The organism is Micromonospora sp. DT43, from assembly GCF_049841645.1.
Lineage (GTDB): Bacteria > Actinomycetota > Actinomycetes > Mycobacteriales > Micromonosporaceae > Micromonospora.
Map to the genome: position 1 here is coordinate 139,600 of NZ_JBNCKR010000015.1, position 25,923 is coordinate 165,522.

The 25,923-nt window shown below is 71.3% G+C and carries 29 protein-coding genes; 23 read left to right on the forward strand and 6 right to left on the reverse strand.

What is annotated here, in order from left to right; translation table 11 throughout:
* The first annotated feature begins 56 nt into the window (after positions 1-56).
* The 11 genes from ACLQ26_RS28085 (at position 57) to ACLQ26_RS28135 (ending at position 11,333) form a co-directional block, all read left to right on the forward strand.
* Positions 57-422: a DUF485 domain-containing protein gene (locus ACLQ26_RS28085; RefSeq protein WP_425747340.1), complete on the forward strand. Its 366-nt coding sequence runs from the start codon at positions 57-59 to the stop codon at positions 420-422.
* The gene (locus ACLQ26_RS28090) at positions 400-2,073 is read left to right on the forward strand and encodes a solute symporter family protein (RefSeq protein WP_425747341.1); all 1,674 of its coding nucleotides are present in this window, start codon (positions 400-402) and stop codon (positions 2,071-2,073) included. Before ACLQ26_RS28085 ends, ACLQ26_RS28090 begins: the two co-directional genes overlap by 23 nt.
* A gap of 81 nt (positions 2,074-2,154) precedes the next feature.
* Positions 2,155-3,132, forward strand: a complete 978-nt coding sequence (locus tag ACLQ26_RS28095; protein ID WP_425747342.1) for an NAD-dependent epimerase/dehydratase family protein — start codon at positions 2,155-2,157, stop codon at positions 3,130-3,132.
* A gap of 75 nt (positions 3,133-3,207) precedes the next feature.
* Entirely contained in the window at positions 3,208-4,431 is a 1,224-nt protein-coding gene (locus ACLQ26_RS28100; RefSeq protein WP_425747343.1) for an LCP family protein, read from the forward strand.
* A 195-nt stretch (positions 4,432-4,626) separates the two neighbouring features.
* The gene (locus tag ACLQ26_RS28105) at positions 4,627-5,886 is read left to right on the forward strand and encodes an LCP family protein (RefSeq protein WP_425747344.1); all 1,260 of its coding nucleotides are present in this window, start codon (positions 4,627-4,629) and stop codon (positions 5,884-5,886) included.
* A gap of 194 nt (positions 5,887-6,080) precedes the next feature.
* Positions 6,081-7,055 carry an LCP family protein gene (locus tag ACLQ26_RS28110; RefSeq protein WP_425747345.1) on the forward strand — a complete coding sequence of 325 codons (975 nt, stop codon included), beginning with the start codon at positions 6,081-6,083 and terminating at the stop codon, positions 7,053-7,055.
* 58 nt (positions 7,056-7,113) lie between these two features.
* Positions 7,114-7,449 (forward strand): rhodanese-like domain-containing protein, encoded by a 336-nt coding sequence (locus tag ACLQ26_RS28115; protein ID WP_039905019.1) that lies wholly within the window; start codon positions 7,114-7,116, stop codon positions 7,447-7,449.
* 10 nt (positions 7,450-7,459) lie between these two features.
* Positions 7,460-8,248, forward strand: coding sequence for a glycerophosphodiester phosphodiesterase (locus ACLQ26_RS28120; protein WP_425747346.1), 789 nt, complete (start codon positions 7,460-7,462; stop codon positions 8,246-8,248).
* 119 nt (positions 8,249-8,367) lie between these two features.
* Complete coding sequence (locus ACLQ26_RS28125; protein WP_425747347.1) at positions 8,368-9,822, forward strand: PAS domain-containing sensor histidine kinase; 1,455 nt, start codon at positions 8,368-8,370, stop codon at positions 9,820-9,822.
* A 67-nt stretch (positions 9,823-9,889) separates the two neighbouring features.
* Positions 9,890-10,318: an ATP-binding protein gene (locus ACLQ26_RS28130; protein ID WP_425747379.1), complete on the forward strand. Its 429-nt coding sequence runs from the start codon at positions 9,890-9,892 to the stop codon at positions 10,316-10,318.
* 127 nt (positions 10,319-10,445) lie between these two features.
* Positions 10,446-11,333, forward strand: a complete 888-nt coding sequence (locus tag ACLQ26_RS28135; protein WP_425747348.1) for a DUF5926 family protein — start codon at positions 10,446-10,448, stop codon at positions 11,331-11,333.
* Positions 11,334-11,348: 15 nt separating this feature from the next.
* Here the strand turns inward: ACLQ26_RS28135 and ACLQ26_RS28140 are convergent, their stop codons facing one another.
* The gene (locus ACLQ26_RS28140) at positions 11,349-12,566 is read right to left on the reverse strand and encodes an arginine deiminase (RefSeq protein WP_425747349.1); all 1,218 of its coding nucleotides are present in this window, start codon (positions 12,564-12,566) and stop codon (positions 11,349-11,351) included.
* Between the two features lie 167 nt (positions 12,567-12,733).
* Here ACLQ26_RS28140 and ACLQ26_RS28145 point away from each other — a divergent pair, with 167 nt between their 5' ends.
* The 5 genes from ACLQ26_RS28145 to pheA all read left to right on the forward strand — a co-directional run bounded on the left by ACLQ26_RS28145 (position 12,734) and on the right by pheA (position 16,222).
* Complete coding sequence (locus ACLQ26_RS28145; protein ID WP_425747350.1) at positions 12,734-13,474, forward strand: hypothetical protein; 741 nt, start codon at positions 12,734-12,736, stop codon at positions 13,472-13,474.
* A 167-nt stretch (positions 13,475-13,641) separates the two neighbouring features.
* Entirely contained in the window at positions 13,642-14,100 is a 459-nt protein-coding gene (locus tag ACLQ26_RS28150) for a hypothetical protein (protein ID WP_425747351.1), read from the forward strand.
* A 75-nt stretch (positions 14,101-14,175) separates the two neighbouring features.
* Positions 14,176-14,565, forward strand: a complete 390-nt coding sequence (locus ACLQ26_RS28155) for an ACT domain-containing protein (protein ID WP_425747352.1) — start codon at positions 14,176-14,178, stop codon at positions 14,563-14,565.
* Positions 14,566-14,733: 168 nt separating this feature from the next.
* The gene (locus ACLQ26_RS28160) at positions 14,734-15,255 is read left to right on the forward strand and encodes a hypothetical protein (protein WP_425747380.1); all 522 of its coding nucleotides are present in this window, start codon (positions 14,734-14,736) and stop codon (positions 15,253-15,255) included.
* A gap of 10 nt (positions 15,256-15,265) precedes the next feature.
* Positions 15,266-16,222: a prephenate dehydratase gene (pheA, locus tag ACLQ26_RS28165; protein WP_425747353.1), complete on the forward strand. Its 957-nt coding sequence runs from the start codon at positions 15,266-15,268 to the stop codon at positions 16,220-16,222.
* Between the two features lie 45 nt (positions 16,223-16,267).
* Here the strand turns inward: pheA and ACLQ26_RS28170 are convergent, their stop codons facing one another.
* The 3 genes from ACLQ26_RS28170 to ACLQ26_RS28180 form a co-directional block, all read right to left on the reverse strand.
* Complete coding sequence (locus ACLQ26_RS28170) at positions 16,268-16,990, reverse strand: AIM24 family protein (protein WP_234582643.1); 723 nt, start codon at positions 16,988-16,990, stop codon at positions 16,268-16,270.
* 116 nt (positions 16,991-17,106) lie between these two features.
* On the reverse strand, positions 17,107-17,454 hold the full coding sequence (locus ACLQ26_RS28175; protein ID WP_425747381.1) for a metallopeptidase family protein: 348 nt from the start codon (positions 17,452-17,454) through the stop codon (positions 17,107-17,109).
* 154 nt (positions 17,455-17,608) lie between these two features.
* Positions 17,609-18,040, reverse strand: coding sequence for an OsmC family protein (locus tag ACLQ26_RS28180; RefSeq protein ID WP_007453754.1), 432 nt, complete (start codon positions 18,038-18,040; stop codon positions 17,609-17,611).
* Between the two features lie 172 nt (positions 18,041-18,212).
* Here ACLQ26_RS28180 and ACLQ26_RS28185 point away from each other — a divergent pair, with 172 nt between their 5' ends.
* The 3 genes from ACLQ26_RS28185 (at position 18,213) to ACLQ26_RS28195 (ending at position 20,711) form a co-directional block, all read left to right on the forward strand.
* Positions 18,213-18,935, forward strand: a complete 723-nt coding sequence (locus ACLQ26_RS28185; protein WP_425747355.1) for a hypothetical protein — start codon at positions 18,213-18,215, stop codon at positions 18,933-18,935.
* 142 nt (positions 18,936-19,077) lie between these two features.
* Positions 19,078-19,899, forward strand: a complete 822-nt coding sequence (locus ACLQ26_RS28190) for an HAD family hydrolase (protein ID WP_425747356.1) — start codon at positions 19,078-19,080, stop codon at positions 19,897-19,899.
* Complete coding sequence (locus tag ACLQ26_RS28195; RefSeq protein ID WP_425747357.1) at positions 19,899-20,711, forward strand: HAD family hydrolase; 813 nt, start codon at positions 19,899-19,901, stop codon at positions 20,709-20,711. Before ACLQ26_RS28190 ends, ACLQ26_RS28195 begins: the two co-directional genes overlap by 1 nt.
* Positions 20,712-20,720: 9 nt before the next feature.
* Here the strand turns inward: ACLQ26_RS28195 and ACLQ26_RS28200 are convergent, their stop codons facing one another.
* The gene (locus ACLQ26_RS28200) at positions 20,721-21,323 is read right to left on the reverse strand and encodes a bacterial proteasome activator family protein (RefSeq protein WP_039905022.1); all 603 of its coding nucleotides are present in this window, start codon (positions 21,321-21,323) and stop codon (positions 20,721-20,723) included.
* A gap of 84 nt (positions 21,324-21,407) precedes the next feature.
* Here ACLQ26_RS28200 and ACLQ26_RS28205 point away from each other — a divergent pair, with 84 nt between their 5' ends.
* Entirely contained in the window at positions 21,408-22,205 is a 798-nt protein-coding gene (locus ACLQ26_RS28205; RefSeq protein WP_425747359.1) for an alpha/beta hydrolase family protein, read from the forward strand.
* A 78-nt stretch (positions 22,206-22,283) separates the two neighbouring features.
* Positions 22,284-23,471, forward strand: coding sequence for an ABC transporter substrate-binding protein (locus ACLQ26_RS28210; RefSeq protein WP_425747360.1), 1,188 nt, complete (start codon positions 22,284-22,286; stop codon positions 23,469-23,471).
* A 76-nt stretch (positions 23,472-23,547) separates the two neighbouring features.
* Here the strand turns inward: ACLQ26_RS28210 and ddaH are convergent, their stop codons facing one another.
* Complete coding sequence (gene ddaH, locus ACLQ26_RS28215) at positions 23,548-24,381, reverse strand: dimethylargininase (protein ID WP_425747361.1); 834 nt, start codon at positions 24,379-24,381, stop codon at positions 23,548-23,550.
* 59 nt (positions 24,382-24,440) lie between these two features.
* Between ddaH and ACLQ26_RS28220 the strand changes: the two genes are divergently transcribed.
* Positions 24,441-24,902: an Lrp/AsnC family transcriptional regulator gene (locus tag ACLQ26_RS28220; RefSeq protein WP_007453771.1), complete on the forward strand. Its 462-nt coding sequence runs from the start codon at positions 24,441-24,443 to the stop codon at positions 24,900-24,902.
* A 60-nt stretch (positions 24,903-24,962) separates the two neighbouring features.
* Positions 24,963-25,919, forward strand: a complete 957-nt coding sequence (locus ACLQ26_RS28225) for a zinc-binding dehydrogenase (RefSeq protein ID WP_425747362.1) — start codon at positions 24,963-24,965, stop codon at positions 25,917-25,919.
* The last annotated feature ends 4 nt before the right edge of the window (positions 25,920-25,923 follow it).

Sequence of the window (25,923 nt, forward strand, 5' to 3'; positions counted from 1 at the left end):
TGCTCTCTACGGTGCGCGGAACTACCCCCGACGCCTGTGAAGGTGGTGATCCACAGATGTCCACGGACACACCCACGCCTACCGCTTCCCAGCCGGACGAGTACCTGGCCGTGCAACGGTCGGACGAGTTCGCCGGGCTACGGCGCGCGCTACGCGGCTTCGTCTTCCCGATGACCGTCGCGTTCTTCCTGTGGTACGCGCTCTACGTCATTCTCTGCGCGTACGCCCGGGACTTCATGGGCACGAAGCTGTTCGGCAGCAACATCAATGTCGCGCTGGTCTTCGGCCTACTCCAGTTCGTCTCCACGTTCCTGATCGCGTGGCTCTACGCCCGGTACGCGGACCGGAAGATCGACCCGGTCGCTGACCGGATCCGCGCCGAGATCGGGGAGGTGACCCATGAACACGGTCCTCGCGGCTGAAGCCGGCAACCACACCGCCCGCAACCTGACCATCACGCTGTTCCTGGTCTTCGTGGCGGTGACCCTGGCCATCACGATCTGGGCCAGCCGGCAGACCAAGACGGCTACCGACTTCTACGCGGGCGGTCGGTCCTTCTCCGGATTCCAGAACGGCATGGCGATCGGCGGCGACTACATGTCGGCCGCCTCGTTCCTCGGCATCGCCGGCATCATCGCCCTCTACGGCTACGACGGCTTCCTCTACTCGATCGGCTTCCTGGTCGCCTGGCTGGTGGCGCTGCTGCTCGTCGCGGAACTGCTGCGCAACTCCGGCCGGTACACCATGGCCGACGTGCTGGCCTTCCGGATGCGTCAGCGGCCGGTGCGGACGGCGGCGGCGGTCTCCACCATCACCGTTTCGATCTTCTACCTGCTGGCACAGATGGTGGGCGCCGGCGCGCTTGTGGCGCTGCTGCTCGGCATCAAGCCGGGGACGACCTTCCTCGGCATGGACGCGGGCACCGCCAAGGTGGCGACCATCATCATGGTCGGCGCCCTGATGATCATCTACGTGACCGTGGGTGGCATGAAGGGCACCACGTACGTGCAGATCGTCAAGGCGTTCCTGCTGATGACCGGCGCGCTGCTGATGACCGTGCTGGTGCTGGCGAAGTTCCACTTCAACCTGTCGGAGCTGCTCGGCGCCGCTGCCGCCCGCTCCGGCAAGGGAGACGCCGTCCTGAGCCCGGGTCTGAGGTACGGCGTGGAGGTCGCCGGGAACGCCACCCAGACGTTCTACAACAAGATGGACCTGCTCTCGCTCGGCATCGCCCTGGTGCTCGGCACGGCGGGCCTGCCGCACATCCTGATCCGCTTCTACACCGTGCCGACCGCCAAGGCGGCCCGCAAGAGCGTGCTCTGGGCGATCGGCATCATCGGCACCTTCTACCTGCTGACCCTGGCCCTCGGCTTCGGCGCGGCGGCGCTGGTGGGCAGCGAGGCCATCACCGCACAGGACAAGGCAGGCAACACCGCCGCGCCGCAGCTCGCCGAGGCGCTCGGCATCAGCTTCTTCGGCGGTGACCTGGGAGGCGCGGCCCTGCTGGCGGTCATCGCGGCGGTCGCCTTCGCCACCATCCTGGCTGTGGTCGCCGGGTTGACCCTGGCTTCCTCGTCCAGCCTGGCGCACGACTTCTACGCGAACGTCCTGAAGAAGGGGGAGACGTCGGAGCGCCAGGAGGTGCGGGTCGCCCGGATCTCCGCCCTGGTGATCGGTGCGATCTCCATCCTGTTGTCGATCTACGCGCAGAACCTCAACGTGGCGTTCCTCGTGGCGTTGGCCTTCGCGGTCGCCGCCTCGGGCAACCTGCCGGCGATCCTCTACAGCCTGTTCTGGCGGCGGTTCAACACCTCAGGCGCGGTGTGGGCGATCTACGGCGGTCTGCTCTCGGCCGTACTGCTGGTGTTCTTCTCACCGGTGGTCTCGGGCGCGGCGACCTCGATGTTCCCGAAGCACGACTGGCAGTGGTTCCCGCTGTCCAACCCGGGCATCCTCTCCATCCCGTTCGGCTTCCTCTGCGGATGGATCGGCACGATCATCTCCAAGGAGAACGACGAGGCTAAGTACGCGGAGCTGGAGGTGCGCGCCCTCACCGGTTCGGGCGCCCACTGACCTGCGCCACGGGCCCCCTGTCGACGCCACGCGCCGACAGGGGGCCTCTTGCCGCAAATGGCTGTCGGTAGGCTGACCGCCATGAAGGTTGCTGAGCGCTTCGGTTCCGGTCACCGCGTTCTTGTCACCGGCGGCGCCGGTTTCGTCCCGTCACACCTGGTCGACTCCCTGATCGCCCGGGGCTGCACGGTGGTGGCGCTGGACAACTTCGTCACCGGTTCCAAGGAGAACGTCGCCCACCTCCTGGACCGGCCGACCTTCACGCTTGTCGAGGCGGACATCTCCGACGGCCTGCCGGCCCACCACCCGGCGCTGGCCGAGCGGTTCGACGCGATCCTGCACATGGCCTCGCCGGCCAGCCCCACCGACTTCGCGCAACTGCCGGTGGAGATCCTCCGGGTCGGCTCGGTGGGCACCCTGCACCTGCTGGAGCGCGCGGTCGCCGACGGCGCCCGGTTCCTGATGGCCTCGACCTCCGAGGCGTACGGGGACCCGAAGGAGCACCCGCAGCGCGAGACCTACTGGGGCAACGTCAACCCCATCGGCGTCCGCAGCGTCTACGACGAGGCGAAGCGCTTCTCCGAGGCCGCCACGATGGCGTACCACCGCTACCGCGGGCTGGACGCGGCGATCGTCCGGATCTTCAACACGTACGGCCCGCGGATGCGCCCGGACGACGGCCGGGCCATTCCCACCTTCATCTCCCAGGCGCTGCGCGGCGAGCCGATCACCGTGCACGGCACCGGCAACCAGACCCGGTCGATCTGCTTCGTCGAGGACCTGGTGCGGGGCATTCTGCTGCTGCTCGACTCGACCGAGACCGGCCCGGTCAACTGCGGCACCGAGCACGAGCTGTCCATGCGTCAACTCGCCGAGTTGATCGTGTCACTCTCCGAGAGCAGCTCACAGGTGACGTACATCACCCGCAGCTCTGACGACCCGGAGATGCGCCGCCCCGACCTGACCCTCGCCCGTGAACTGCTCGGGTACGAGCCGACCGTGGCGCCCGAAGACGGCCTGCGACGCACGATCGAGTACTTCCGGGCGCGGCTAGGGTAACCGCTCGCGGCGGGACTCCGATCGCTGAGTGTCGCCTGAGGGCGGTAGTGGCTCCCGCTACGTACCCTGAGCTACATGTCAGCGACCTCTGCCGGCGTTCCTCACCCGCACCTGCACCGCAGCGCCGGGCGCGCCTCGGTGCCCGGCCCCGACCGGGGCGCCTCCGGACGCGCGCGTCCCGCCGAGGCGCGCTGGTACCCGTCGTACGACGAGCAGCAGCCCGGCCCGGGCGGCCCGGTGGGGCCGACGGGACCGGGCGGGCCCGGTGGCGCCGGTGGGCCGGGACGCCGTGGCCCCCGGCCGCGCTGGGGGCGGATCGGCCTGGTCGCCGGGGTCGCGGTGCTGGTGTTGGCGCTGCTCGGCGGCCTGGGTGCCTGGCTGTACGCGCGCAACCTCAACAACGACCTGGCCCGCACGGACCCGTTCGCGGAGATCACCGGCGGCCGGCCGGCGAAGACCGTCGACGGCGCGCTGAACATCCTGCTGGTCGGCAGCGACTCCCGGGACCCGGACGCGCCTGTCGACAGCAAGAGCCAGTGGCGGGCCGACACGATCATCGTGATGCACATCCCGGCCGACCACCAGTCGGCGTACCTGGTCTCCATCCCGCGTGACCTGTACGTGCCGATTCCGAAGAGCGCCGGTGCGGACTGCGGCTCCGGCCAGCGCGCGAAGATCAACGCGGCGTTCGCGTTCGGTGGCCTGCCGCTTGCCGTCCGCACGGTGGAGTGCTTCACCGACGTGCGGATCGATCACGTGATGGCGATCGACTTCGGCGGTTTCAAGGAGGTCACCGACGCCCTCGGCGGGGTGGACCTGAAGGTGGAGCGGACGATCACCTCGATCCACAAGCCGTACCGGACGTTCACCAAGGGCACCAACCACATGGACGGCGCGGAGGCGCTGGACTGGATCCGGCAGCGCAAGCAGTTCCCCGAGGGCGACTTCGCCCGGATGCGGCACCAGCAGGAGTTCCTCCGTGCGCTGATGGACAAGGCGGCGAGCACCGGCACCCTGGCGAACCCGAAGAAGCTCAACGACTTCCTCAAGTCGGTGACCGCGGCCGTCACCGTCGACCAGGGTTTCTCGGTAACCGATATGGCGGTGCAGTTCCGCAACCTGCGGGGGCAGAACCTCACGTTCCTGACCAGCCCGAACTCGGGTAGCGACACCATCAACGGTGAGTCGGTGGTGGTGTCGAACCGGGAGAAGGCGCTGGCGATGTACCAGGCCATGTCCGCCGACACCATGGCGGACTGGGTGAAGGCCAACCCGCCGAAGAACACCGACGGGGGCTGAGCGCAGGGGTGGACCGCGTCGGCGGCGACGCGGTCCACCCGGAGCCGAGGTGACCTCGCCTTTCCGGTCAGCACGTCGGGACGATCGCCCGGTTGACGACGCCTGGCGACCGAGTCGAGGCTCGATGAACTCGCAAAGTTGAATTGATGTACGTACAGTGGGGCCGCCCCCTCCTGATCACGAGCTGGAGCACGCATGCCGGTTCAGGCCAGCCGTCGCCCTTCGTCCACCGGGTCCGCCGCCCCGAGCGGCCGGATCGCCGCGTCCATCCCCGTGCAGCCGGGCCCCTCAGGTGGGGGGCCGGGCGGTCGCCCGCCTGGCGGCGGTAACGGCCGGACGGGCGGTAAGGGGCCGGCGAAGAAGCGGCCCAAGCGCAAGGATCCGCTCTGGGCCCGCCTGACCGTGATCTTCGGTGCGGTGCTGATGCTCAGCAGCGGGGCGGCCATCGTCGGCACCAAGGTGCTGATCGGCCAGGCGACCGGAGACATCGCCCAGCGCAACCTGCTCGGTGACGCCAGCAAGTCCGACGCCGAGGGCGGCGCGAGCCTGGACGGCCCCATCGACATGCTGCTGCTCGGCGTGGACGCGCGGGAGCGCTGGGCCGCCGACGACGTCCGGTCGGACAGCATCATCATCCTGCACATCCCGGCCTCGCACGACCAGGCGTACCTGATCTCGATCCCCCGCGACACCGAGGCGCAGATCCCGCCGTTCAAGAAGAGCGGCTTCACCGGTGGCACCGACAAGATCAATGCCGCGTTCCAGGCGGGCGCCCGCAACGGCGGCAACTGGGAGGGCGGCGCCCAGCTCATGGCCCAGACGATCAAGCGCCTCACCGGGATCAGCTTCGACGGCGCGGCGATCATCAACTTCGGTGGCTTCAAGAACGTCATCGACACGCTGGGCACTGTGAAGATCTGCGTGAGCCACCAGGTCAAGTCGCACCACATGTCGCTCGTCGACGGCAAGCCGATGTGGAACGCCGACGCCAAGAAGACCGGCAAGCAGATGACCCCGGTGGTGCACAAGAAGGGCTGCCAGGAGATGGAGGGCTGGGCCGCCCTCGACTACGCGCGGCAGCGCTACGGGCTCCCCGGCGGCGACTACGACCGGCAGCAGAACCAGCAGCAGCTGATCAAGGCGATGGCGCGCAAGGCCACCGACGGCGGCATGTTGACCAACCCGGCCAAGCTGAACCAGCTCATCAAGGCGGCCGGCAAGGCGTTCGTGCTGGACACCGGCGGCGCGCGGATCGAGGACTTCATCTTCACCATGCGTGGGGTCACCGCGAACGAACTGACGATGTTGAAGACCAACAACGGCAGCTTCAACGGCAACGGCAACAACCGTGAGGCGTTGAACGAGGAAACGATGCAGATGTTCGAGGCGGTCAAGAAGGACAAGCTCGCCGAGTTCGTCTTCAACCACCCCGAGGTGATCTCCGGCCGCAAGTGACGGCCGTCGCGTCGCTGGCGTCGCCTGAGTAGGCCGCGGCGCGTGAAGTCGGGGAAACCCCGGCGACACGTCCGTTACCGCCCGTAGCCTGACGTGAGCAGGTTTCACGTATCGGCTGCGGGGAGGCCGTCACGTCCAGGTGGGGCCGGAACGCAGCGGACCGGGCACGCCCGGCCGCGCCACGCCGCGCCCGCTTGTCGCGCCTCCTGCTCGGCGTCGGCCTGGCCCTCGCCCTACTGGCCGGGCTCGCCCTGGTCGGGCTCAAGACGCTGAGCCACCGGTACGACCGTACGGTGACCAAGGAGCAACTGCTCGACGCCGACGCCCGCACCGACCGAACCGACCTGGACGGGCCACTCAACTACCTGCTGGTCGGCACCGACCGACGCGCCGGCAGCAGCGAGCCGGACCAGCGCTCGGACACCATCCTCATCGTGCACGTACCCGCCGGGCGGCGGGAGGCGTACCTCGTCTCCATCCCGCGTGACCTGCTGGTCGCCATCCCACCCGCCAACGGCTTCGGCGGCGGTCCGGACAAGATCAATGCGGCGTACGAGCACGGCGGCGGCGGCCAGGCCGGCACCCGACTGCTCTCCGCCACCCTGAACCGGCTTACCGGCATCCGCTTCGACGGCGCCGCGCTTATCGACTTCTCCGGCTTCCGGAAGGTGATCGACCTCCTCGGCGGGGTGCGGATGTGCGTGGACACCCCCGTCCGCTCGATCCACACCAACCGGCTCTTCCCCACCGGCTGCCAGCAGATGGACGGCGCGCAGGCGCTGGACTACGTACGGCAGCGCTACGACCTGCCGAACGGCGACTTCGACAGGCAGCACCACCAGCAGCAGCTCCTCCGGGCGATGCTGGACAGCGCCGGCCACGCCGACCTGCGCAGCAACCCCGTCAAACTGGACCGGGTACTCCGCGCGGTCGGCGGCTCGCTGACAGTCGACACCAACGGCGTACCCCTGGAGGACCTGCTCCTCGCGCTCCGCGCGCTGCCACCCGACGGTATGCACGGCGTCCAGGTGCCCTCGTCGCCACAGACCATCGACCAAGTCTCGTACGTGGTGCTCGACAACGGCGGTAACGGGCTCTTCGAGGCCGTCCGAGGGACCCGCGTACCGGCCTGGGCGCAGGCCAATCCGCGCTGGGTGACCCGGTTGTGACCGTACCGACCGTCGAGTTGGTGCCGATCCGGCCCGCGAGGATCTAGTGTTGCTTCCTGTGTTCGGACCCCAGGTTCCCACCGTGCCCGTGACCGAGATCGCCGACGACACCTACCTGCTGGACGTGCGGGAGGCCGACGAATGGGCGGCCGGCCACGCACCCACCGCCCACCACCTGCCGATGATGGAACTGCCCGCGCGGCTGGCCGAGGTGCCCACCGACCGCGACGTGGCAGTCATCTGCCGCTCCGGTGGCCGTTCCGCCCAGGTCGTCGCCTACCTGGTCAACAACGGCTGGGAGCAGGTGCGCAACGCCGACGGCGGGATGCGCCAGTGGGCAGCGGTCGGCCGTCCGGTGGTCGACGCGAACGGGCAGCCCGGCCAGGTCATCTGAGGCGGCCGGGATGGGCGGGCCTCTGGTCTTCGCGCACCGCGGCGCCTCGTACGACCTTCCGGAGCACACCCTCGCCGCGTACCTGCGCGCCCTCGACGAGGGTGCCGACGGGCTGGAGTGCGATGTCCGGCTGACCCGGGACGGGCATCTGGTCTGCGTACACGACCGACGACTGGACCGCACCAGCAACGGCCGCGGTCTGGTCAGCGCGCGTACCCTCGCCGAGCTGGACGCGCTGGACTTCGGGTCCTGGCATCCGGGCAGCGCGCCGAGCGGTGATCTGCCGCCGGACGAGTCGCACACCCGGCTGTTGACGCTGGCCCGGCTGCTCGACGCGGTGCTCGCCGCCGGTCGGCCGGTCCGGCTGCTGGTGGAGACGAAACACCCGTCCCGCTACGGCTCGACGGTGGAGCGGCGGCTGGTCGAGCTGCTGCGACAGTACGGGCTGGCCGACCCGGCGCCGGACGATCCGGTCCAGGTCACCGTCATGTCGTTCTCCCCGCTGGCGGTACGACGGGTCCACGAGCTGGCCCCCGCGCTGCCCACTGTGCTGCTGCTGGAGGTTCTCCCGCCCTGGCTGCGGCTGGGCCGGCTGCCGTTCGGCACCCGCATCGCCGGGCCGGGCATCGGCCTGGTCCGGGCCCGACCGCGCCTGCTGCCCGCGCTGCGCGCCTCCGGCAACCAGGTGTACGTCTGGACTGTCAACGAGCCGGCCGACCTGGAGCTGGTGCTGGCCGAGGAGGTCGACGGGATCATCACCGACCGGCCCGCGCACGTCCTGGCGCGACGGGACCGCTGAACGGGCCTCGACGCCGAGCTGGCCGTCCAGCGTGCCGACCGCCGGCAGCGGCTGCTGCACCTACGACTGGCCGACAACCGGGGGTGCCGAAAGCCGGACCGGCGGGGCACACTCGGCACATGCCGGAGCGAATCGATTTCCCCGCTCTCCTCGCCGGCCAGGCCGCCGTGATCGAGATGATCAATTCCGGGGACGCGGGTCTGCCGGTCCTCACCCAGCTCCTCCGGGTGGCCCAACCGACGCTCGGTGCGACCGGGATGGCGTTCGTCGAGTTCGGCCCGACCGGCGGCCGGGTGATCGCGGCCACCGGCGCGGCGGAGTGGGCGCTCGGCCGACCGCTCGCGGTGGACGACCCGGACACCGTCTGCCTGCTCTCCGGGCCACGGGTGAGCCAGGTCCGGGTGGCCGACCTCAACGGCAAGCTCGCCGCCGAGCTGGCCGGCAGCGGGTTGCGCCGGATGGTGGTGTCCCGGGCCGAGATCGGCGGTCACACAGTCGGTAGCCTGCACGCCCTCTACCCGGGCGACGACGAACCGGGCGCCGAGCAGCAGGGGGTGATCGCCTACCTCGCCTCGTGCATCGGGCACATGTACGGCGACCAGAGCGGATTGCCGGTGCACGGCGACGGGCCGGTGGTGGCGGCACTCGCCGACGGGCTGGCGGTGGTCGACCGGGACGGCCACGTCCGGCTGTGGAACCCGGCCGCCGCCCAGGTCACCGGCCGGACGGCGGAGCAGGCGTTGAACGGCCCACTGCCGTTCCCGTTGCCGCCCTCCGGTCAGGTCCGCGACCACCGGCTGCCGGACGGGCGCTGGCTGCGCATCACCTCCGGCGATCTGCCGGGCCCGGGTGCCCTGCGGGTGGTCACCTTCCGCGATATCACCGACCAGCAGCGCCGCGATCACGACCGGGAGCTGTTCGTCGCCGTGACCAGCCACGAGCTGCGCACGCCTGTCACCGTCATCAAGGGGTACGCGGACACCCTCACCGACCACTGGGAGTCGCTTACCGAGGTCGACAGGCGACAGGCCGCCCGGGTGATCGGGCAGCGGGCCAACGAGCTGGCCCGGCTTGTCGACCGGCTGCTCTCCTCGGCGGCCGAGGCGGGACCGGGGGACGACCCACCGACCCCCTTCGACCTCGGTGCGGCGCTGCGCGCCGCCATCGTGGACCTGCCGGCGGAGCTGCGGCACCGGCTGACGCTGCGTCTCCCGGCCGACCTGCCCAAGGCGCTCGGCCACCGGCCCAGCCTCGCCACCGTGCTTACCGAACTGGCCACCAACGCCGGCAAGTACTCACCGCCGGGCTCCCCCATCGAGATCACCGCCGGGGTGGACGGCCAGCTGGTCGCGTTCCGGGTCAGTGACCGGGGCATCGGCATCCGGCCGGAGCATGTGGAGCGGGCTTTCGACAGGTTCTGGCAGGGCGAGTCCGGCGACCGGCGCGGCTACCCGGGAGCGGGGCTCGGCCTCTATCTCGTCCGCCGGATCGTTGAACACCAGAATGGATGGGTATCCCTACGTCCAAGGACCGACGGCGGTACGGTCGCAGAGGTGCGGCTACCGCGCGGTTGACCGGCGGTGGCGCGACGTGGAGGCGACGGTGGCAGCGGCAGCGGCAGCGAGGGATCGGGCGTGGTGCGTGGTGGTTCCCCACCATCCCGCCGGCGCACGACTGGCGCGACACCGGCTCGCCGACGACCTGGCTGACGTCGTGACGCCTACGCTCCTCGCGGATCTGATCGCGGTGCTCGCCGAACTGGTGGGCAACTCGGTCCGGCACGCCCGGCCGCTGCCCGGCGGCGTGGTCCGGGTGGCGTGGCAACTGCGGTCCTCCGCCGAGGGCCCGCGGATCCAGTTGCGGGTGACCGACGGCGGTGCCAACACCAGCCCGCGGATCCGCACGACCAGCCCGGACGCGGCGGACGGGCGGGGTCTGCACATCGTGGCCGGCCTGGCGACCTGTTGGGGTGTCGAACGCGACGGCATGGGTCAGCGCGTCTGGGCGAATTTCGACCCGACCTCCCACCCCTCCCACCCCTCCCACCCCGGCCTGGTCCCCACCGGCTGACATCGTCGATCATGAAGTTATTGCCGCGACACGCCGGACGCGGTGACAACAACTTCATGATCGACAGACGATGGGGTGGGTGGGTCCGGCCTACGCGTCCTCCTTTGGGGCTCTAGGCTGTGACGCCGTGAGCAAGCGTCGAAAGAGCCAGCGAGCCGCCGCCGACACCGCGCCCCGGAAGGACAAGGTGCGCGACGTCTTCGTGCCGCGGCCGTTCGAGGGGCTGGCCGACGAGTCCGAGTGGATCGCCCTGCGCGAGCTGGTGCCCGCCGCGTCCGCGCCGCTGCGGCTGGCCCCCGCCCTCGTCGAGGAATTCGGGGACCGGTCGGTCACGCTGGCCACAGTGCTGCCGATGGCCGCACCGGCGATCAGCAAGGCGGACGGGCGCGTGCTCATCGGCCTGCAACGCCACCAGCAGTCCGGCGACGTCTCCCGCGACCTGGCCGAGGCGTTGCTCTGCGCGCTGCGGGCCGAGCCGGGCGGCCAGGTGTCCGTACCGCCGCTGCCCGGTCCCGGGCCGCGACTGCAGGACATCCTGGCGGACGGCCCGCTGGACATCACCATGCACGACGGGTTCGAGTTCTGGCTCGACCCCGGCGCGGCCGACGACCCGAGCGTCCAGGCGTCGCTGGAGCGGGCGAACGCCGCCATCTACCCGACCGTGCGGATGACCGCTGCGACGGCCGCGTACTGGTGCCGGGTCCCGGAGAAGGCGCACGTGCGCTGGGTGCTGCCGGACGACGAGGACGCCGCCCTGGACGCGCTGGCCCGCCTCGGCGCGGCCGGCACGCTGACGCTCGGCGAGCAGACCAAGTTCGCCGGGATGTTCCGCGCGCACGGCCGGCTGGTGCCGGTGTGGGACCTGCCGGAGGAGACTCCGGCCGCCGACTGGGAGGACCCGGTCGCGCAGTTCGCCAAGCGGTACGCGGAGGCGCTCGCCACCGCCGAGCCGCTGGACGCCGCCGGCCGGCGGGCCCGGCAGGGGTTGCTCGGCCGCCAGCTCACCCTGCGCTGACCCCGGCCGCGATCGTCACCCGGCGACGGGCAGCGGGTCGCGGACGATCGGGCAGGACATGCAGCGCGGGCCTCCCCGGCCGGAGCCCAGCTCCGAGCCGGCGATCGGGATGACCTCGATGCCGGCCCGCTCCAACTGCGCGTTCGTCTCGGTGTTGCGCTCGTAGCCGACGCAGAGCCGGGGCGCCAGGGCGAGGGTGTTGTTGCCGTCGTCCCACTGTTCGCGTTCCGCCGTGACCGGGTCCAGGCCGGTGTCGATGACCCGGAGCTGGTCCAGGTCCATCGCGTCGGCGGCGGCCCGCAGGAAGGGCGCTGGGCCGTCCACGCGCGGGTCCTCGCCGTCCGCCCCGGCGATCACTGTGTACGCCGAGAGCGTGCTGGCGATGTTGGGATACATGAGGACGGCGTCGGAGTCGACCATCGTGCAGACGGTGTCCAGGTGCATGGTGGCGCGCTTCTGGGCGATCGGCACCACCAGGATGGTGTGGGCCAGCCCGGCGGCGAAGACCTGCCGGCCGAGACGTTCCGCGCCGGCCGGGGTGGTCCGCTCGCCCACCCCGACCGCCAGTACGCCGGGTGCGAGCAGCAGGACGTCCCCGCCCTCCAGGTGCTCCAGGTTGGGGCGGTAGACGAACTCGGTGCCGGCGAAGCGCGGATGGTGGCGGTAGATGGCGTCGGTAAGGGTGGTCTCCCGGCGGCGGGCCGGCATGGCCAGGCTGGTGACGCCGACCCGGTCGCCGATCCAGAGTGACGAGTCCCTGGTGAACAGCAGGTTCGGCAGCGGGTCGATGACGAAGTCGTGGCGGTCCATCAGGGTGTAGACCAGGCCGCCCGGCCGTTCCGAGCTGATCCGCAGCTCCTCGTGGGCGAGCCCGGCGGTGAGCACGTCGGCGAGCGCGACCGGGTCCAGGTAGGCCAGGTGGTCGGCGACCCGGGCGCGGAGCGTGTCGCCGAGTCGACGGGACCGCAGCACCTCCTCGGTCAGCTCCGCGCGGGCGTCCTCGACGGCAAGCGTTTCGGCCAGCAGGGTGGCCAGGTAGAGCACCTCGACCCCTCGCTCGCGCAGCGCGGCGGCGAACGCGTCGTGCTCCTCCTGGGCGCGGCCGACCCAGGGGATCGCGTCGAACAGGAGTGAATCGTTGTTGCGAGGGGTGAGCCGGGCCAGTTCCGGGCCGGGCCGGTGCAGCAGCACGGTGCCGAGCCGACCGACTTCACTGTCGACGTAGTGGGTCACCCCCGCAGCGTAGGGCAGGGTTTGGCGGCATCCGAGAAAAGAACAGTGGATGAATATGGCATTCATCCACAGTCACTCCGGCGCTCCGGCTTGCCGAACACCGGGAGTGGCAACGTAGGGTAGTGAGGACATAACTTCGAGGGACCTTTTGCCGGAGGTCGACGACGATGACTGTCTTTCCCGCACGACGAGCCGCACCGACCGCGAGGGCACTGCCGCCCATCGCGGTGCCCCACCCCCGCGTCGAGGCGCCCGGGGCTCTCGAGCCGGTCCGTCCGACACCGCTCGAATGGGCCCGCCGCCGCCGTGCCGAGCGGGGTGCCCGTCGGCTGGAGGCTGCCGGAGCCCGGGCGCTCGGCCAGCTCGACCATCTCGGGCCGGCCTGGCACGTCATCGAGTGGCCCCGCACCGACGTCGCGGACGTCCTGCTCGATCGCACCCAGGACGACCGCGCCGGGTTCCTCGCCATCGGGCCGAGCGGCCTGTTCGCGGTGACCATCGCCGACCACGGCCGGGCCCGGGTGCTCGTCGCCGGGGACGTCGTGCAGATCAACGGCAAGCGGCCTCCGTACGTCACCGAGGCCCGGCGGGACGCCAGGCGGGCCAGCAAGGCCCTCTCCGACGCGGTGGGGCTGACCATCCCCGTCACGCCGGTGCTGACCTTCGTGGGGTCCGGCGTGATCAGCGTCTACGGGCTTCCGAAGGACTGTCTGATGGCCACTCACCGGGAACTGGATCGGCTCCTCGTTGCCGGTGGCAGCCGGATCAGCCCGGCCACGGCCGAGAAGCTGTCCCGGGTGGCACAGCACCCCAGCACCTGGCTGAACGGCACGTACCGTCCATCAGCCGACTACCGGTGGTACGACGAGGGCCGAACGGCCGCTGACAAGCCGGCCCAGCGCCGGTAACGTCACCGGCGACGCCACGCGGCCCCGGTCCCCCACCTACCCACCGGCTCCCGCGCCGTCACCGGCCGCCCCGGTTCGCGCTGTGCGGCCCGGTGACCTGGTGCGCTCGGTGATTCCGTCGGCGACCGGCTAGCGTGGACAGTCCGTCGGTGGACATAGGAGGCGCGGTGGCCCACGTCGAACTCTCGCTCTCGGAAGTGTTCGTGCCGTCGGCGCGGGCCTCGACAGAGCTGGAGTCCGACAACGTCGGCCAGTGGTCGTCGACAGTCGGTCGGGCCGACGAGCCCTGCCTGCTGATCGACGCCGACACCCGGGTGGTGGCCATCTCCACCGCCGGCTGCGAGCTGCTCTGCCTGGGCGAGCCGGCCGGCCTGATCGGGCGACCGCTCCTCGACGGCGGGCTGCGCCTGCTGGACTTCACCGCCAATCGGGGCGTGCTGACCGAGGCCGAGATCGACAAGATCCCGCCTCTGCTGGCGCTCTCCTCCGGTCGACTTGCCCGTGGGCTGCTGCGGGTGCAGGCCGCCTCCGCGGACAGCTCCGACGCGACCGTCGACGCGATCTCCACTCCGGTGCTCACCGACGGTGCCGTGGCCGGCTCGCTCACCTTCTTCTCCGAGGTCTGACCTGCGGCGCAATGTGTCGTTCGCCGCACGCGGCAATGACGGGGTGGGCCCGCGCCCACGCCGTAAGGTGCCCTCATGCTCGATATCGCTCTGCTCCCGGGGGAGTACGCCGTGTGCCGGTTGCGTGCCGACACCGCCCTACCGGACGCACTGTCGAGTGGGCTGGGCCGCGCTGACGTGGTCGCGGTCAGCTGGACCGTCGACGGGATCTCGGTGATCTGCCCGACCGACCGGGTGCCCGCCCAGGCCGTGGTGGAGACCACCTGGCGTTGCCTGCGCGTCGTCGGACTGACGGGCGTGGACGGCACGGGAACGCTGGCGGCGCTCGTCGACCCGCTCGCCGCGGCCCGGGTCAGCGCTGTCACGTTCTCCACCTTCGACACCGACTACGTGCTGGTGCCGACCGTCCGTTTGATCGAGGGCACAGCCGCCCTGGAGCGCGCCGGACACCGCGTCCTCGGCTGAGCTTCACCCCGCCGACCGCTCGCCCTACGATGGGCTCGGCCACCCCGGCCGCGACGACGTTTCCCATGTCCCGAGGATCGGCCCGTGCCGTTCACCAGACCCCGCCACCCGGGCCCCCCGCCCCGGGCGACAACCGCCATCCGACCCGTGGCGGTTCGTGCGCTGCCCGTGGTCGGGGCCCTGCTGGCGTTCCTCACCATCGGGGCGCTTACTGGTTGCGGCGCCCCTCCCGAGGTGCGCGACCCGGCCGCGGCGCCCAGCGGCGTGACCACCCCGACGGCATCCGGCCCGACAGGCGTACCGACGGGCACGCCGTCCAGTACGCCCAGCGGCCCACCGGTCGCCACTCCGTCGGCCACCCGGGACCCGGGTCTGGTCGCGACGGCCTGCCGGAACGGCCCGACCGGGGAGCGCGTGGTGCAGTTGCTGCGCGGCCGGGCTTCGGTGCTCCCGGACAACGTGCGGGTCCGCGTCCGCACCGGGCCGCTGTGCGCCGCCGACTGGCAGTACACGGTGCTGGAGGTGACCGGGCACGAGGAGCTTCAGGTCGTCACCCGGGGTCGGCCCGCCACCCCGCAACTGGTCACCGCCGGCACCGACGTGTGCACGATCGAGGTCCGGGCCACCGGGCCCGCCGGGATCCGTACGCTCGCCTGCGACGCTGCTCCGGCGGTCCAGCCGGGTGCGTAGTCTGGTCGACATGCCCGGAACACCACCTGCGCGCTTCGTCTACCTCGGCCCGGAGGGCACCTTCGCCGAGCAGGCCCTGCGCACCATTCCCGCCGCCGAGCACGGCACCCGGACGCCGGCCCGCAGTGTCGGGGAGGCTCTGGACAGCGTCCGGGCCGGGGACGCCGACGCGGCGCTGGTGCCGCTGGAGAACTCGATCGGCGGGGCGGTCGGCGTCACCCTCGACGAGATGGCCGAGGGCGAGCCGCTGGTGATCACCCGAGAGGTGATCCTGCCCGTCGACTTCGTGCTCGCGGCGCGCACGGGCACCGGACTGCCTGCGGTCCGCACGATCGCGGCGCATCCGCAGGCGTCCACCCAGTGCCGGGGCTGGCTGCGTGACCACGTTCCCGACGCGGTGGTTGTCGACGTGCTCTCCAACGGCGCGGCAGCCGCCGGCGCCGGGTCCGGTGAGTACGACGCGGCGATCTGCGCGCCGATCGGAGCGGCCCGACACCGACTCGCCCTGCTCGCCGACAAGATCGCCGACCACCCCGACGCGGTGACCCGTTTCGTCCTGGTCTCCCGCCCCGGGCCACCCCCACCATCGACAGGCGACGACCTCACCTCCCTGGCCGTCTACATCGCCCACGACCGGGTCGGCGCGTTGCTGTCGGTGCTTATGGAGCTGGCCGTGCGTGGCGTCAACCTGACCCGGATCGAGTCCCGTCCGACCGGCGAGGCGCTGGGCCGGTACGTCTTCTTCCTCGACTGCACAGGGCACGTGGCCGACGTACGCCTGGGCGAGGCGTTGCAGGGGCTGCGCCGGGTGTGCGCCGACGTCCGCTTCCTGGGGTCGTACCCCCGACACCGCTGGGTCGAGGCGGCCGGCGAGCGGCCTGTGCCCGCGCCGGCCGGCCTCTCCGACATCGACTACGCCGACGCGGCGGCCTGGCTGGCGCGGCTACGCACCGGCGAATTGAGCTGACCGGACGGGGCTCTCCCGGATCAGGGAGCGCCCCGCCCGGTGTGGTCAGCTCAGCAGACCGCCGAGCAGACCACCCTCCTGCTGCTGCTGACCGCTGCCCATGACCGGCGGCTCCTCGGACGGCTGCACCACCACGAAGCCCTGACCGGCGAAGCTCATCGTGAACGATTCACCGGTGCGCCGGCCCAGCAGCGTGCCGAGACCGAGCTGCTCGGCCCGGTGGTAGCCGGTCTGGAGGTTAGCCGACCAGCAGACGGCGGCCTGCGGGTCGACGTACGTCGGGGCGTCCACGTTGAGGACAACCGGGGTGCCCTTGGTCGTGATGGCGATCCGCCCGTAGCCGCTGAACACGCAGTTGAACAGGCCGGACGAGGAGGCCATCCCGGCGCCGCCGACCATCCTGATGTCGTACTGGAGGGTCGAGTCGAAGGCGAGCACGCTGGAACCGTTGATGGAGAGCGCGTCGCCCGGCTCCAGGTCGATGATGTGCACGTCCTTGGCCAGCTCGGCGAGGAAGACATCACCCTGGCCGGTGACCTTCATCAGCGGGACGCCCTCGCCGGTGAGCTTCTGCTTGAGGAACTTGCCGAGCCCACCCGAGCCCAGCGCCTGGAACTGCACGTTGCCCTGGTAGGCGACCATCGACCCGACCCGGGCCATCGCCTCGCCGTTGAGCTCGATCTTCAACATCTTGGAGTTCTGTAGCCGCATGCCGGCCTGCGCGGACTCCTTCTCCAGATTCTCCGCCGAGAACAGCTCGCTGCGCATGAAAGGTGCCTCCTGAAACGGTCGCGGTCGCTGCACCGACGGTAGGCGACCACGGCAACCAGCTGCCATCGGCCAAGCGGCGAGCCGCGGCCGGGCAGCGCGGTGAGCGGCCGGGCTCAGCCCCAGCCCAGCGCGTGCAGCCGTGCGTCGTCGATGCCGAAGTGGTGGGCGATCTCGTGCACCACTGTCACCGCGACCTCGTCGACGACGTCCTCGTCGCTGTCGCAGATCCGCAGGATCGGACGGCGGTAGATGAAGATCCGGTCCGGCAGCACGCCGGAGTAGTCCCAACCGCGACTGGTGAGCGCGTGCCCCTCGTAGAGGCCGAGCAGGTCGGGGTCGGTGTGCGGTGGGTCGTCCTCGACCAGGATCACCACGTTGCTCATCAGGCCGAGGAGTTCCTCGGGCACCTCGTCGAGGGCGTCAGCGACCAACTCCTCGAAGCGCTCGCGAGTCATGTCCACCGGCACGGCGTCCATTCTGCCCGACACCGGACCGATCGGCCGGCTCGTCGTGCTCGGGGACGCAGCCCGCTGTCCGCGCGTTCACGAAAGGGAGCGGCCACCCGGGAACGGGCGGAGGCTCCTTCCGTGAACGTGCGGCGTGCGGGTCGCTGGGTCAGGAAGCCAGACGAGCGGTGAGGGTGATCTCGGCGCCCGGCGAGAGCAGGCGGGAGATCGGGCAGTTGGCCTTGGCGGCCTCGGCGAGCTTCTGGAACTCGGCCTCGTCCACCCCCGGCACCTGGCCGACGGTCTCCAGGTCGATCCGGGTGACGCTCATCCCGGCGTCGGTCTTGTCCAGGTGGACCTTGGCGGTGGTCTCGACCGAGGTGGGCGTCGAGCCGGCGTCGGCGAGGGCCTTCGAGAACGCCATCGAGAAGCAGCCGGCGTGCGCGGCGGCGATCAGCTCCTCGGGGTTGGTGCCCTCACCCTCCTCGAAGCGCGACTTGAAGGAGTAGTTGCCGGACAGGCCACCCTTACCGGTGCGGACGGTGCCGGACCCCTCGGTGAGATTGCCCTGCCATTGTGCGGAAGCGGTACGGATAGGCATGAGGAGAACGCTAGCGGAAAGGCGACTTCCGAGCGACCGACCGGCACCGACGCCTGCCGTGCGATTCCCGTCACCCCGGCGGAGGCGCGACGCGGCGGCTTCGGCGGCGACACCAGCGCGACGCTCTGTGCCATGATTCGACGCAGGCCCGTGACCGGCGGAAGGATGGCCGATGTCCGAGGAGCTGCCCATTCCACGGCAGGGCGACCCGTCCGACGGGCCGGCCGTGATCGAGTGGGGTGCCGACGAGCCCGCCACCGGACGCCGCCGCCTCGGCTGGTCCCTGGCCGGCATCACCCGGGATCCCCGGCTGCCCGTGCTGGTCGCCGGTCTCGGTGCGGTGGCGGGGATGGCCTCGCTGCTCGGCGAGTGGCTGGTGATGACCCTGCCGAACGGTGGCCCGGGGGGCTCCACCTCGACCGACGTGCCGGCCGGCGTGTCCGAGATCGGCGGCTTCGGTATCGGCTGGCTGGTCGGTCTGCTCGGCCTGGTCTGCATCGTGGCGCTGGCGCTGCGGGGCACGGCTGCCGTCCGGCCGAACGCCCGACTGGTGGGGTTCACCCTGAGCGGGGCACTGCTGGCCCTGCTGGTGGCGGCGACGACGACGCTCGACGACGCCGGTCAGCGCAACTACTTCTACGGGTCGGAGGACCGCCTCCAGGTCGAGTACGGTCGCGGCCTGGTGATGGCGTTCGTGGCCTGCGTGCTGTTCGCCGCGGCCCTGCGGCTGTCGTCGAACGCGCCGGCGGAGGACGACAGTTCCGAGGCCGCGGCGAGTCAGGGCTGGCGCCGCCGGCACGCCAAGCCCGTCGAGCAGGAGGGCGGCCCCTCCGCGCCGGCCGACCTGACCGTGACGGCGGCGGCCCCCTTCGCCCGCCCCGAACACCCCGCCTGAGCCCCGGGCGCTGACCCCGCGAGTTGGTGTCCGGTTCGGCTGGAAGCCATGGTTGAGGGCTGTTTCCCGAGGTACGGTTGCTGCCCGCCGTCACGCCGGGACCGCACGGCTGGGTGCGACGGCGGCGGGCGAAGGAGGAACCATGACCCGCCCGGGCCTACCCAAGCTGATCGCGACCGACCTCGACGGGACGCTCGTCCGCAGCGATGACACCGTCTCCGCGTACACCCATGGGGTGCTCGACCGGGTGCGCGCCGCCGGGATTCCGGTGGTCGGCGCGACCGGACGCGGCCCCCGACTGACCGAGCTGACCCGCAACGACATCCGGGCCGCCGACTTCCTGGTGATGGCGGGCGGCGGGCGCGTGGTCGACCAGAGCGACCCGAGTGGCCCGGTGGTGCTCCGCGACGAGCGGCTGCCCGCCGAGGTGCTGGCCCGGCTGCTCGCCGACCTGGAGGCCGAGGTCGGCCCGCTGACGGTGATGGTCGAGGCGTCCGACGAGCACGACGCCCCGCTCTGGGGTGACTACCACGAGAGCTGGCCCTACCAGGACCGGTTCGAGGCGCGCAGCCGCGCCGAGTGCCTCTCCTGCGACGTGATCAAGGCGTTCGCCCGCACGGCCGACCACCACGTCGACGAACTGCTGGCGGTGGCCCGCCGGATCGTTCCGCCGCAGGTCGCCACGCTCACCCAGGCCGGGCTCGGCTTCATCGAGATCTCCCCGCCGGGCGTGGACAAGGCGACCGGGCTGACGGTGGTGGCGCAGAGCCTGGGTGTCGACCCCGCCGACGTTCTGGTCTTCGGCGACATGCCCAACGACCTGCCGATGTTCGAGTGGGCCGGCTGGTCCCGGGTCGCGGTGGCCAACGCGCACCCCGCGCTGCGGGCCGCCGCCGACGAGGTGACCCTGCGCAACGACGACGACGGGGTGGCGGTGTACCTGGACCGGCTACTGTCCCGGTAATGGGAGACACCCCCGCGCTTGTCGCCACCGACATCGACGGCACGCTGATCCGCGACGACCGCACGCTCAGCCCGCGCACGGCCGACGTGCTCGCGCGGATAACCGCGCGCGGCACGCCTGTCGTCCTGGTCACCGGCCGTCCGGTCCGCTGGCTGAAGATGGTGTACGACCAGCTGGCCGAGCCGCTGCCGGCGGTCTGCGCGAACGGAGCCGTCGTCTACGACCCGGTGCGGGACGAGGTGCTGCGGGCCGACCCGCTCGCGCCGCAGCACCTGGCCGAGGTGGCCCGCAGGCTCCGCGCCGAGGTGCCCGACATCAGCTTCGCGGTGGAGGTCCTGGACAGCCGGGAGATGCGGCACGAGGTGCACTACCCGCTGCGGTGGGACGCCGACCACGATCGGATCCGCCCGGTCGAGACGCCGGAGGAGCTGCTGTCGGTTCCGGCGGTGAAGCTGCTCGCCCGGGCCGGCGAGCAGGACCCGGACACGTTCGTCGAGCTGATCGGCGCGGCGGTGGCGGGGTTGGCCGAGGCCACGCACTCGTCGTACTCGGGTCTGGTGGAGATCTCCGCGGCCGGGGTGACCAAGGCGGCCGGGCTCGACTGGTACTGCGATCGGCTCGGCGTGGCCGCCGCGGACGTGCTGGCCTTCGGTGACATGCCAAACGACGTGCCGATGCTGAGTTGGGCCGGGCGCGGCGTGGCGGTGGCCAACGCGCACCCCGCCGTCCTCGCGGTCGCCGACGAGGTGACCGGGGCTAACTCCGAGGACGGCGTGGCGGCGTACCTGGAGAAGATCTTCGGAGCGGACTGACCGACCAGGTCAGAGGTACTGGCCGGTGTTGTGGCCCTCGCCACCGCCCGGCTGGCCGACGCCCGGCATTCCGGGCACGACCCCGCCGGGGCCGCTGGGCAGCGCCTGCCGGCCGCCGCGCATCTGCTCCAGCTGGACCCGCGCGGCCATCTGCTGGGCGACCAGGGCCGCCTGGATGCCGTGGAACAGGCCCTCCAGCCAGCCGACGAGCTGGGCGTGCGCGATCCGCAGCTCGCCCTCGCTCGGGGCCTTGTCCTCCGTGAAGGGCAGCGAGATGCGCTCCAGCTCGTCGCGCAGCTCGGGGGCGAGGCCCTCCTTGAGCTCGACGATCGAGCGCTCGTGGATCTCCCGCATCCGGTTGCGGCTGGCGTCGTCCAGCGGGGCGGCCTTGACCTCCTCCAGCAACTGCTTGATCATGCTGCCGATCCGCATCACCTTGGCCGGCTGCTCGACCAGGCGGGTCGGGTCCTCACCCTGCCCCTCATCGGTCTGCATGGTGCCAATCGGCCGGCCGTCCGGACCGACCACCACCACGGTGCCGGAGTGGCCGGAGTCGTCGGGGCCGGGCTGGTCGTTCTGCTCAGCGGAGCGCGCTTCGGTCATGGGGTCCATCTTTACCCAGTCGGCCCGACCCATGCCGCCCGGGACCGACTCCCTGGGCCGAACCACCCGGGCGGGGCGCGCTACCGTCGCGCCATGCCTGCCGATCCCCGCTCCGTACTGACCCGGCCCGCGCCGGAGCCGGACGTGACGGTGGCCTACGGCGACCACCCGGACCAGGTTGCCGACCTGCGTCGCCCGAGCGGTGCCGGCCCGGCCCGGCCGCTTGTCGTCGTGGTGCACGGTGGTTTCTGGCGGGCGGAGTACGACCGCCGGCACGCCGGGCCGCTTGCCGCCGCGCTCGCGGCCGACGGCTACCCGGTGGCGCAGCTGGAGTACCGGCGTACCGGGCAGCCGGGCGGTGGCTGGCCAGGCACGTTCACCGATGCGCTGGCCGGGATCGCGGCACTGCCGGAGCTGGCCGCCGAGGCGCTGCCCGGCCGGGTGAGCCGGACCGCGCCGATCCTCATCGGTCACTCCGCCGGCGGCCACCTGGCGTTGTACGCGGCGGCCACCGCGCCGTCGACGGTGGGTGGGGTGCTGGCCCTGGCCCCGGTGGCCGATCTTGCCGAGGCCTACCGGCTGGATCTGGACTCCGGTGCGGTGGCCGCGCTGCTCGGCGGCGGCCCGGCAGACTTCCCGGACCGGTACGCGGCAACCGATCCACGATCATTGGTACCGGTACGGACACGCACAGTAGTCGTGCACGGTTCGGAGGATCAACAGGTGCCGGTGGCGATGAGCCGGGACTTCGTCGCGGCAGCTCGTGCCGCGGGATCCGATATCGCCCTTGTTGAGCTGCCCGGATGTGAGCATTTCGGGCTGATCGACCCGGAGTCTTCGGCGTGGCCCCGGGTGCTCGATGTGTTGCGGTCCTTGCACGATGATCACTAGCCATTGACGCAGCGTCGCGGAGCAGGTAGAACGCCGGAGGGGCGTGTTCTGCCCTGCAACGCTCCTGGAAGGAACTCGGTGTCGCAGATGAATCGCAGGCGGGCGCTCCAACTGATGGCCGCGCTCGGTACGACCGGGTTCGCCGCCGCGTGCGGCTCCGACACCGAGGACAAGCCGACCGCTCCCAGGAGCTCGATCAAGATCGGTCTGATCGCGCCGAAGGCCGGCGGCTTCAAGTCCATCGGTGACGACATCACCAACGGGTTCCAGCTCTTCCTCGACCTGCACGACCAGCAACTGGGCGGGCATCCCGTCGAGCTGCTGACCGCCGACGAGGGCGACACCGCCAAGACCGGCAAGGCCGCCGTCGACCAGCTGCTCAAGCAGAACGTGCTGGCGCTGACAGGCGTGGTCAACTCGTCGGTGATGGTCGGCATCCGCGACACCGTGGAGGAGGCCCGGGTCCCGCTCATCGGCTCGAACGCCTCGCCGAGCAGCCTGCAGAGCGTCGTCTACATCTGGCGTACGTCGTACGTGCTGGACGAGGCCGGTCGGGCACTGGGCCGGTACCTGCGCGACCAGCTACCGGAGAACGGCCGGATCGCGATCATCGTCCCGGAGAACGTGGGCAGCCCGGACGTCGTGCGGGGCTTCAAGCAGGAGTTCAAGGTCGGCGACTCGCGCATCGCCGACCCGGTGACCACCACCAGCCCGACGCCGAACCCGGGCAAGGCCACCTACCAGGCGGACATCGAGAAGGCGCTGCGCAAGAACCCGACAGCCGTCTTCTGCTTCTTCGCGGGCGCGGCCGCCGTGGAGTTCATCAAGCAACTGCGCAACCAGTTCGACGGGCCCATCTACGCGCCGGGCTTCCTCACCGAGGGCACCGTGCTGGAGAGCCTGGACCGGGACGCGCTGGGCATCCAGACCGCGCTCAACTACTCGGCCGACCTCAACAACACGTCGAACCGCGTCTTCGCCTCCGCCTACCGCAAGAAGCACCAGACCACTCCGACGACGTACGCGATGGCGTCGTACGACGCGGCCCAGGTCCTCGACCAGGCGATCCAGCTGACCGGTGGTGCGCCCACCGCGCAGCAGGTCAACCTGGCGCTCGGCCGGATCGGTCAGATCGACAGCCCGCGCGGCATCTGGCAGTTCAACCAGCCCCGTACGCCCCAGCAGAAGTGGTACCTGCGGGAGGTCCAGCGCGACGGTCAGGCCATGTCGAATGTGCTGATCAACGAGCTGGCCACGCTCGGCTGAACCGCCGACCAGAAGCAGCAGCAGGGGCCGGCCTCCGACGGGAGGCCGGCCCCTGCCGTACGCGGCAGTGTTCGGGTCAGTGCCGCAGTTCGGCGATGCAGCACTTCACGCTGCCGCCGCCCTTCTTCAGCTCGGCCAGCTCGACAGGCACCGGGGTGTAGCCGGCGGCCTTGAGCTTGCCGGCCAGCCGGGTGGCCTCGCTGTTGAGCACCACGTTCGCGCCGTCGCTTACCAGGTTCAGCCCGAAAGCCATGGCGTCCTCGTCGTCGGCGATCACCGCGTCCGGGAAGAGCTGGGTGAGCACCCGCTGGCTGGCCGCCGAGAACGCGCCCGGGAAGTAGACGACGTTCGCGTCGTCGAGCGCGGCGAGCGCCACGTCCAGGTGGTAGAAGCGGGGGTCGATCAGCCGCAGCGACACCACCGGCCGGCCCAGCACCTCCTGCGCCTCGCCGTGCGCCGCGATCTCGGTACGGAAGCCGTGCCCGGCCAGGATGAGCCCGCCGTGCGCCTCCGGCACGTACGCGAAGTCACCCTCGCCCTCGTTGGTCTCGCTCGGCGCGACGAACCGCCAGCCCTGCTCCGCGTAGAAAGCGTGGTGCGCGGCGGCCTCACCGGCCCGCTGCTCGTGCTTGAACCGTGCTCCGTAGACGCTGCCGTCGACCACGAAGGCGCCGTTGGCGGCGTACACCATGTCGGGCAGTCCGGGCTCCGGCGTGAGCAGGTGCACCTCGTGGCCGAGGCCGACGAGCGTCTCGCGCAGGCGGTCCCACTGCTTGACGGCCAGTTCCCGGTCCACCGGGGTGGTCACGTCCATCCACGGATTGATCGCGTACTCGACCGCGAAGTGCTCGGGCGAGCACATGAGATATGTCCGCTTTCGCGAGACTCGCTGCTGGTTCACGGTCACCAAGAGTAGGTACCGTTGAACTTTGGTAACAGCCACAACCATTGCTTCCCAGAGGCGGAACGTTGCAGATAGACGCCGTTGACCAGCGGATCATTGCGTTGCTCGTCGCCGACGCCCGCGCGTCGTACGCCGACATCGGCACCCGGGTGTCACTCTCCGCCCCGGCGGTCAAGCGCCGGGTGGACCGACTACGCGCCACCGGCGTGATCAGGGGATTCACCGCCGTCGTGGACCCGGCCGCCGTCGGCTGGACCACCGAGGCGTTCGTCGAGCTGTTCTGCGCCGGCCGGACCACCCCGGCGCAGATCGGCGTGGCCGCCCGCCGGCACCCTGAGGTGGTCGGCGCGTACACCGTCTCCGGCGAGGCGGACGCGCTCGTGCACCTGCGGGCCGCCGACATCGCCCACCTTGAGGCGGCGCTGGAACGGCTGCGCGCCGAGTCGTTCGTGACGTCCACCCGCAGCACCATCGTGCTGTCCCGGCTGGTCGAGTCCCCCGGCGTCGGGCCGTCCACACGGGCTTGACCTCAAGCGCGGTTCAGGTGTTGGACTCGTGACGGCCTGGCACGACACGAGGGGGACTTCATGCGGGCGATCTGGTTACGTGAATTCGGCGGCCCCGAGGCGCTGGTGCCCGGCCCGGCGCCAGACCCGGCGCCCGGCCCCGGCCAGGTGCTCATCGACGTCGCCCACGCCAACATCACCTTCGTCGAGACGCAGCAGCGCTCGGGACGCCCCGGACCGTTCCGGGTCACCCCACCGCTGATCCCCGGCAACGGCGTCGGCGGGGCGATCACCGCCGTCGGGCCGGACGTCGACCCGGCCCGGATCGGGCAACGGGTGGTGAGCGCCACCGGCGGCTCCGGCGGGTACGCCGAACGGGCCGCTGTGGACGCGGCCGCGCCGATCGAGGTGCCGGCCGGGCTGGCCCTGGACGTGGCCGTGGCGCTGCTGGCCGACGGGCGTACCGCCGCGATGCTCGTCGACGCGGTAGGCGTCCGCCCCGGTGACCGCGTGCTCGTCGAGGCCGCCGCGGGCGGCGTGGGCAGCCTGCTCGTCCAACTCGCGGCGCGGGCTGGCGCACTGGTGATCGGCGCGGCCGGCGGGCCACGCAAGGTGGACCTGCTGCCCGACCTGGGCGCCGAGGTGGCTGTCGACTACCTGCTGCCCGGCTGGGCCGACCGGATCCGGGACACGCTCGGTGGCGTCGACGTCGTCCTCGACGGCGTCGGCGGGTCGATCGCCCGGACGGCTTTCGAGCTGCTCGAACCGGGCGGGCGCATGGTCAGCTTCGGATTGGCCAGCGGCGAGTGGTCCCCGGTGCCGCCGGAGGCAGCCGCCGCACGCGAGGTCACGCTGATCCGGCCGGACGTGCCGCCCGAGCGGCTGCGGGCGTACACCATCCAGGCGCTGGCGGACGCGGCGGCCGGCCAGCTCCGGCCGCTGATCGGCCAGCGCTTCCCGCTGGAACGCGCCGCCGACGCGCACGCCGCCATCGAGGCGCGCGCGACGGTCGGCAAGACCCTGCTGGACGTGGTCTAGAGCC